At 68.2% G+C, this 6,094-nt stretch carries 5 protein-coding genes; 2 read left to right on the top strand and 3 right to left on the bottom strand.

Going from position 1 to position 6,094, the window contains the following annotated elements:
• Position 1: 1 nt before the first annotated feature.
• Complete coding sequence (locus tag H0U68_RS19970) at positions 2-868, bottom strand: DUF6279 family lipoprotein (protein ID WP_296358655.1); 867 nt, start codon at positions 866-868, stop codon at positions 2-4.
• 21 nt (positions 869-889) lie between these two features.
• Between H0U68_RS19970 and glmU the strand changes: the two genes are divergently transcribed.
• Positions 890-2,290, top strand: coding sequence for a bifunctional UDP-N-acetylglucosamine diphosphorylase/glucosamine-1-phosphate N-acetyltransferase GlmU (gene glmU / locus H0U68_RS19965; RefSeq protein WP_296358654.1), 1,401 nt, complete (start codon positions 890-892; stop codon positions 2,288-2,290).
• 7 nt (positions 2,291-2,297) lie between these two features.
• Here the strand turns inward: glmU and H0U68_RS19960 are convergent, their stop codons facing one another.
• Positions 2,298-2,801, bottom strand: a complete 504-nt coding sequence (locus H0U68_RS19960) for an Lrp/AsnC family transcriptional regulator (protein ID WP_296358653.1) — start codon at positions 2,799-2,801, stop codon at positions 2,298-2,300.
• A 122-nt stretch (positions 2,802-2,923) separates the two neighbouring features.
• On the opposite strand from H0U68_RS19960, the gene glmS reads away from it, so the two are divergent.
• The gene (gene glmS / locus H0U68_RS19955; protein ID WP_296358652.1) at positions 2,924-4,771 is read left to right on the top strand and encodes a glutamine--fructose-6-phosphate transaminase (isomerizing); all 1,848 of its coding nucleotides are present in this window, start codon (positions 2,924-2,926) and stop codon (positions 4,769-4,771) included.
• Between the two features lie 24 nt (positions 4,772-4,795).
• Here glmS and H0U68_RS19950 read toward each other — a convergent pair whose 3' ends face one another.
• Positions 4,796-6,085, bottom strand: coding sequence for an APC family permease (locus tag H0U68_RS19950; RefSeq protein ID WP_296358651.1), 1,290 nt, complete (start codon positions 6,083-6,085; stop codon positions 4,796-4,798).
• Positions 6,086-6,094: the final 9 nt, after the last annotated feature.

Here is a 6,094-nt window from a genome sequence, read left to right as displayed (position 1 = left end):
GTCACGGCCTGGCCGCGAGCTCGCGCAGGTCGCGCTGGTAGGCGCGCAGCCGCCGCACGGCCTGTTCGCGCTGCGCGGGCGTGGTGGCCTGGTGCATGGCCGAGAAGGTGCGGCAGCCCTCCTGCCGGAAGGCGTCCTGGTAGGCGCGGTAGGCCGGGTCGGGCGACTGCAGGGTGCGTTGCAGGTAGCCGTGCAGCAGCGCGCGCGCCTCGTCGGGCGCGGCCGGCTTACCGGCGATGGCGCGCAGCGTCTGCACCAGGTCCTGCTGGCGCCGCTGGCGCTCGGCCAGCACGCGCCTGGGGTCCCACGCCGAGGCGTCCATCGCGCGCCGAAGCACCTCGCGCTGCGCCGTGTCCAGCCGCCCGTAGATCATCTCGATGCGGTCGAGCAGCTGCTCGTAGCGCTTGTCGCGCTGCTCTTCCGGCGGCAGGTCGATCCACTCCTTCTGCCAGGCCATGTTCTTGTCCTGGTACTTGCGCTGCAGGTGGCGCAGCTGGCGCGGCGTGAGGGTAGCGGCGATCGGCACGATCTCCGGTTCGGCCTGCTCCAGCGCGGCCCACACGCGCGCATACGCCTCGTCCACGACGGCGCAGGCCTGCTGCGGCGCGATCGCCTCGGGCGCGAGGCGCTCCATGCGCTCCAGCATCTCGGCCAGCCGCGGCAGCTCGGTCGCGCGGTGCCAGGCGTGCAGCCGCGCCAGGCTGGCCTTGGCCTGCGACGCCTGCTCGCCGCCGAAATCGAAATAACCGTCGAGCCACCAATAACCCATGTCGGGCAGTGTTTTGTAGCCAAGCTTGATGGCGCTGCAGCCGGCAAGCCCCACGGCCAGCACCAGCACACCGATAATTCGCGAGAGAAATGACTGCATGAGTACAGAAAAGGATAAGCGATGACAGCTGTGGACGTGGTGGTCATGGCCGCCGGCAAGGGCACGCGCATGAAAAGCCGCCTGCCCAAGGTACTGCACCGGCTCGGTGGCAAGCCGTTGATCGGGCATGTGGTCGACACCGCATGGCAGCTGCAGGCGCGCGGCCTGGTGGTGATCACCGGCCACGGCGCGGCCGAAGTGGAATCCGCCGTTGCCCACATGGCAACAGCCGCGCAGCAGGCCGCGCCCGCGTTCGTGCGCCAGGAGCCGCAGCTAGGCACCGGCCACGCGGTGCAGCAGGCCGTGCCGGCGCTGCCCGACGACGGCGTGGCGCTGATCCTCAACGGCGACGTGCCGCTGGTGCAGCCGCAGACCCTGCAGCGTTTGCTTGAACGCTGCGACGGCAAGCGCCTGGCGCTGCTGAGCGTGACGATGCCCGACCCCACCGGCTACGGCCGCATCGTGCGCACCGGCGACGCGGTGCAGTCCATCGTGGAGCACAAGGACGCGAGCGAGGCGCAGCGCGCCATCCGCGAGGTCTACACCGGCTTCATGGCCGTTCCCTCGGCGCTGCTCAAGCGCTGGCTGGCGCGCCTCACCAACGACAACGCGCAAGGCGAGTACTACCTCACCGACATCGTGAAGCTTGCCGTTGCCGACGGCGAGGAAGTGGTCGCGCTGGCCATCGACGACCAGGTGCAGGTGGACGGCGTCAACAGCCCGGTGCAACTGGCCGAGCTGGAGCGCGCCTACCAGCTGCGCCGCGCCCGCGCGCTGATGGAGCAGGGCGTGCGCATCGCCGACCCGGCGCGCTTCGACGTGCGTGGCGAACTCGCGTGCGCGGGCGACGTGGAGATCGACGTCAACTGCGTGTTCGAAGGCCGCGTGTCGCTGGGCGAAGGCGTGCGCATCGGCGCGAATTGCGTGATCGCCAACGCGCGCATCGCGGCCGGCGCGGTGATCCATCCGTTCACCCACATCGACGGCGAGAGCGCCGGCGTGGAGGTGGGCGAGGGCGCGCTGGTCGGCCCGTTCGCGCGGCTGCGGCCGGGCGCGCAGCTGGGTGCCGAAGTGCACATCGGCAACTTCGTCGAAGTGAAGAACTCCACCCTGGCGCGCGGCGCCAAGGCCAACCACCTGGCGTATCTCGGCGACGCCACGGTGGGCGAGCGCGTCAACTACGGCGCGGGCAGCATCACCGCCAACTACGACGGCGCCAACAAGCACCGCACCGTGATCGAGGCCGACGTGCACGTGGGCAGCAACAGCGTGCTGGTGGCGCCGGTGACGCTCGGCGCCGGCGGCACGGTGGGGGCGGGATCGGTCATCACCAAGGACACGCAGCCGGGCGCGCTGTCGGTGGCGCGCGGCAGGCAGGCCGGAATCGCCGACTGGCAGCGTCCGAAGAAGAAACCGAAGTAAGCCGCAGCTAGGCGACAGGGCGCACCGGAATGGCCGGTGCGAACTTGGCGCGCTTGATGCTGAAGAAGGCCTTGACGTTGCGCACGTTGGCGTCGCCGGTGAACAACCGCTGCGCCAGCGCCAGGTAGCCCGGCATGTCCGGCACGTGCACGATGAGCACGAAGTCCGGCCCGGGCGAGACGCGGTAGCACTGCTGCACCGCCGCGTCGGCCACCACCTTGGCCTCGAACGCCTCCTGCTCGGCCTGGCCCTGCCGGTCGAGCGTGATCTCCACCACAGCCTCCAGGCCATGCCCCAGCACCGCCGCCACCCGCGCGGGGTCCAGCACGGCGATCTGCCGCTGGATCAGCCCCGTTTCGTGCAGCCGCCGCACGCGCCGCAGGCAGGTGGGCGGGGAGATGTGGATCTTCTTCGCCAAGTCCTGGTTGCTGAGCGCCGCATCGGCCTGCAGCAATTCCAGCAGGCTGAGGTCCACGGCATCCAGTGAAATCGAGTCGTTTGAATCCGCCATGGATGAAATTTAAATTCTCGAAATGAGTTGCTTGATTGATTATTTCATCAGAAGCTAAATTTAGAACACTGATTTCTTTTGCACTTGCCTACAGTCTTGCGAAAGTAAGCAAGGAGTTTCTTATGTGCGGCATCGTCGGCGCGGTCTCTACCCGCAACATCGTCCCGGTCCTGGTGCAGGGCCTGCAACGGCTGGAGTACCGCGGGTACGACTCCTGCGGCGTGGCCGTCTATGACGACGGCCTGAAGCGGGCGCGCAGCACCTCGCGCGTGGCCGAACTCGGCACGCAGGTGGAAACCGACCATATCGAAGGCACGACCGGCATCGCCCACACGCGCTGGGCCACGCACGGCGCGCCGGCGGTGCACAACGCGCACCCGCACTTCAGCCATGGCCCCGGCCCGGCGGCGGCGAAGGCGCCGGGGCGCATTGCGCTGGTGCATAACGGCATCATCGAGAACCACGAGGAGCTGCGCGCCGCGCTCCAGGCCAAGGGCTACGTCTTCTCCAGCCAGACCGACACCGAAGTCATCTGCCACCTGATCGACAGCGTGTACGACGGCGACCTGTTCGAGGCGGCGAAGGCGGCGGTGTCGCAGCTGCACGGCGCCTACGCCATCGCGGTGTTCTGCAAGGACGAGCCGCACCGCGTGGTGGGCGCGCGCGCCGGCTCGCCGCTGGTGCTGGGCGTGGGCAAGGACGGCGAGAGCTTTCTGGCCAGCGACGCCATGGCCCTGGCCGGCGTGACCGACCAGATCGTCTACCTGGAAGAGGGCGACGTGGTCGACATGCAGCTGGGCAAGTACTGGATCGCCGACAAGCAGCACAAGGCGGTGGCGCGCCCGGTGAAGACGGTGCAGGTGCACAGCGGCGCGGCGGAACTGGGCCCCTACCGCCACTACATGCAAAAGGAAATCTTCGAGCAGCCGCGCGCCATCGCCGACACGCTGGAAGGCGTGCAGAGCATCGTGCCCGAGCTGTTCGGCGACGCTGCCTACAGAACGTTCCAGGAGATCGACAACGTGCTGATCCTGGCCTGCGGCACCAGCTACTACAGCGGCTGCGCGGCCAAGTACTGGCTGGAGAGCATCGCCAAGGTGCCCACGCAGGTGGAGATCGCCAGCGAATACCGCTACCGCGACAGCGTGCCGAACCCGCGCACGCTGGTGGTGACCATCAGCCAGTCCGGCGAAACGGCCGACACGCTCGCCGCGCTGAAGCACGCCAAGTCGATGGGCATGGAGCACACGCTGACGGTGTGCAACGTGGCCACGTCGGCGATGGTGCGCGAATGCAAGCTGGCCTACCTCACGCGCGCCGGCGTGGAAATCGGCGTGGCCTCCACCAAGGCCTTCACCACGCAGCTGGCCGGCCTGTTCCTGCTGACGCTGGCACTGGCGCAAAGCAAGGGCCGCCTGAGCGACGAGCAGGAAGCCGCGCACTTGAAAGCCATGCGCCATCTCCCGGCCGCGCTGTCGGCGGTGCTGGCGCTGGAGCCGCAGATCATCAGCTGGGCCGAGGACTTTGCGAGCAAGGACCATGCGCTGTTCCTGGGCCGCGGCCTGCACTACCCGATCGCGCTCGAAGGCGCGCTGAAGCTCAAGGAAATCAGCTACATCCACGCCGAGGCGTACCCGGCCGGCGAGCTCAAGCACGGCCCGCTGGCGCTGGTGACGGGCGACATGCCGGTGGTGACGGTGGCGCCGAACGACGCGCTCTTGGAAAAGCTGAAAAGCAACATGCAAGAGGTGCGCGCGCGCGGCGGCGTGTTGTACGTGCTGGCCGATGCTGACTCGCGCATCGGCAGCGGCGAAGGCCTGAACGTGATCCGCATGCCGGAACACTACGGCGCGCTGAGCCCGCTGCTGCACGTGGTGCCGCTGCAGCTGCTGGCGTACCACACGGCCGTGGCGCGGGGGACGGACGTGGACAAGCCGCGGAACCTGGCGAAGAGCGTGACGGTGGAGTGAGGAGGAAAAGGGCGCCGAACGCCGTCAGGCGACGGCGCCCGCAGTCGCGATCCGGGTCCGGTGCCTGTGGATCGCATACCCCATCACCATCATCGCCAGCGGCACGACCAGCAGCTTGCCGAATCCGACGATCAAAAAGCTGCACGACACGAATGCCAGCGCCGTGACCAGCATGCCCCACGGCGTCACGTTGCGCTTCGCGTAGCAAAGAATGGCCGCCACGTACAGGACGATGAAGTTCTGGTTGCCGATCGCCAGGCCGGTGGTCAGCGGCAGCCAGTCGCTGTGGATGAACGCGGTCAGCACCAGGTACACCGCCAGCATGCTGAGCAGGCTCACGCGGGGAATGCTGTCCTTCGACAGCCTGCCCAATTGCGCCGGCAGGATGCGGCTGCGGCCCGCCGCGTACATCAGGCGGCTGGCGGCGAACACCCAGGAGTTCACGTTGGCCACAACGATCAGCACGATCAGCAGGTAGGCCACCGGGGAGAAGACGCTGCCGCCCACCAGCGCCAGCATGCCCGTCACGCCGCTGATGTTCAGGCCGGCGTCGTGCGCGCCGGCCGCGATGAGGGCCAGCATGGCGTAGACCGCGCTGACCGACACGAAGGCGATGGCGAAGATCCATCGGATGGCCCGCGCGCCGCCGGTCGTTTCCTCGCTGCCGAAGCTCAGGTTCTCCCAGCCCAGGAAAGCCCAGAACAGCACGGCGCACACCGCCCACAGCTGGTGGACGGACACTTCGTCCAAGTGCGAGGCGCTGTCCCGGTAGGCCTGCAGTCCCCGGCCGAGCACGCCGTGGTTGTTGGCGACGATGAAGGCAATCAGCGCCAGCAGCGCGAACACCGAGGCCTTGTTGATCCAAGCCGCCGGCTTGATGCCCAGGTAGTTCAGCACCGTGGAGGCGACCAGGATGGCGCCGGCAATGAGCAGGCTTCCCGACTGCGGCATCGCCTGCTGCAGCAGCGGAATCTTCTGGATGTACGCCGCCCCCATGTAGGTGCCCACCGGAATGCACAGCATGAAGGTCAGCGCCAGCACGAAGGTCACGGCTGTTTCCGCCCATTTGCCCACGGCCAGGCCCGCATAAGTGGCCACGCCTCCGGCGTTCTGCACGTCGAGCGACAGCGTCAGGAACACCACCACCAGCGGCACCGAGATCAGCATGATGAGCGGCCACGCGAGCGCGGCGGCCCGGGCGCCACCGGCCTCGATGGCAAGGCCGGGGAGCCCCAGCAGGCCCGAGCCGATCAGGGAGCAGATTGCAAGAACGACACCTTCCGAGATGGAAATGCGCCTGGCGAGCTGGTTCATCCCGTGGTG

The organism is Ramlibacter sp. (genome assembly GCF_013697775.1).
Taxonomy (GTDB): domain Bacteria; phylum Pseudomonadota; class Gammaproteobacteria; order Burkholderiales; family Burkholderiaceae_C; genus Ramlibacter.
Note: the sequence above shows the minus strand (reverse complement) of the source record. Positions and strands in the feature narration are given on the sequence as shown.

Coding starts and splice junctions, on each gene's coding strand:
- H0U68_RS19960 (WP_296358653.1), bottom strand. CDS start 2,801: ATGGCGGATTCAAACGACTCGATTTCACTGGATGCCGTGGACCTCAGC.
- glmS (WP_296358652.1), top strand. CDS start 2,924: ATGTGCGGCATCGTCGGCGCGGTCTCTACCCGCAACATCGTCCCGGTC.
- H0U68_RS19970 (WP_296358655.1), bottom strand. CDS start 868: ATGCAGTCATTTCTCTCGCGAATTATCGGTGTGCTGGTGCTGGCCGTG.
- H0U68_RS19950 (WP_296358651.1), bottom strand. CDS start 6,085: ATGAACCAGCTCGCCAGGCGCATTTCCATCTCGGAAGGTGTCGTTCTT.
- glmU (WP_296358654.1), top strand. CDS start 890: ATGACAGCTGTGGACGTGGTGGTCATGGCCGCCGGCAAGGGCACGCGC.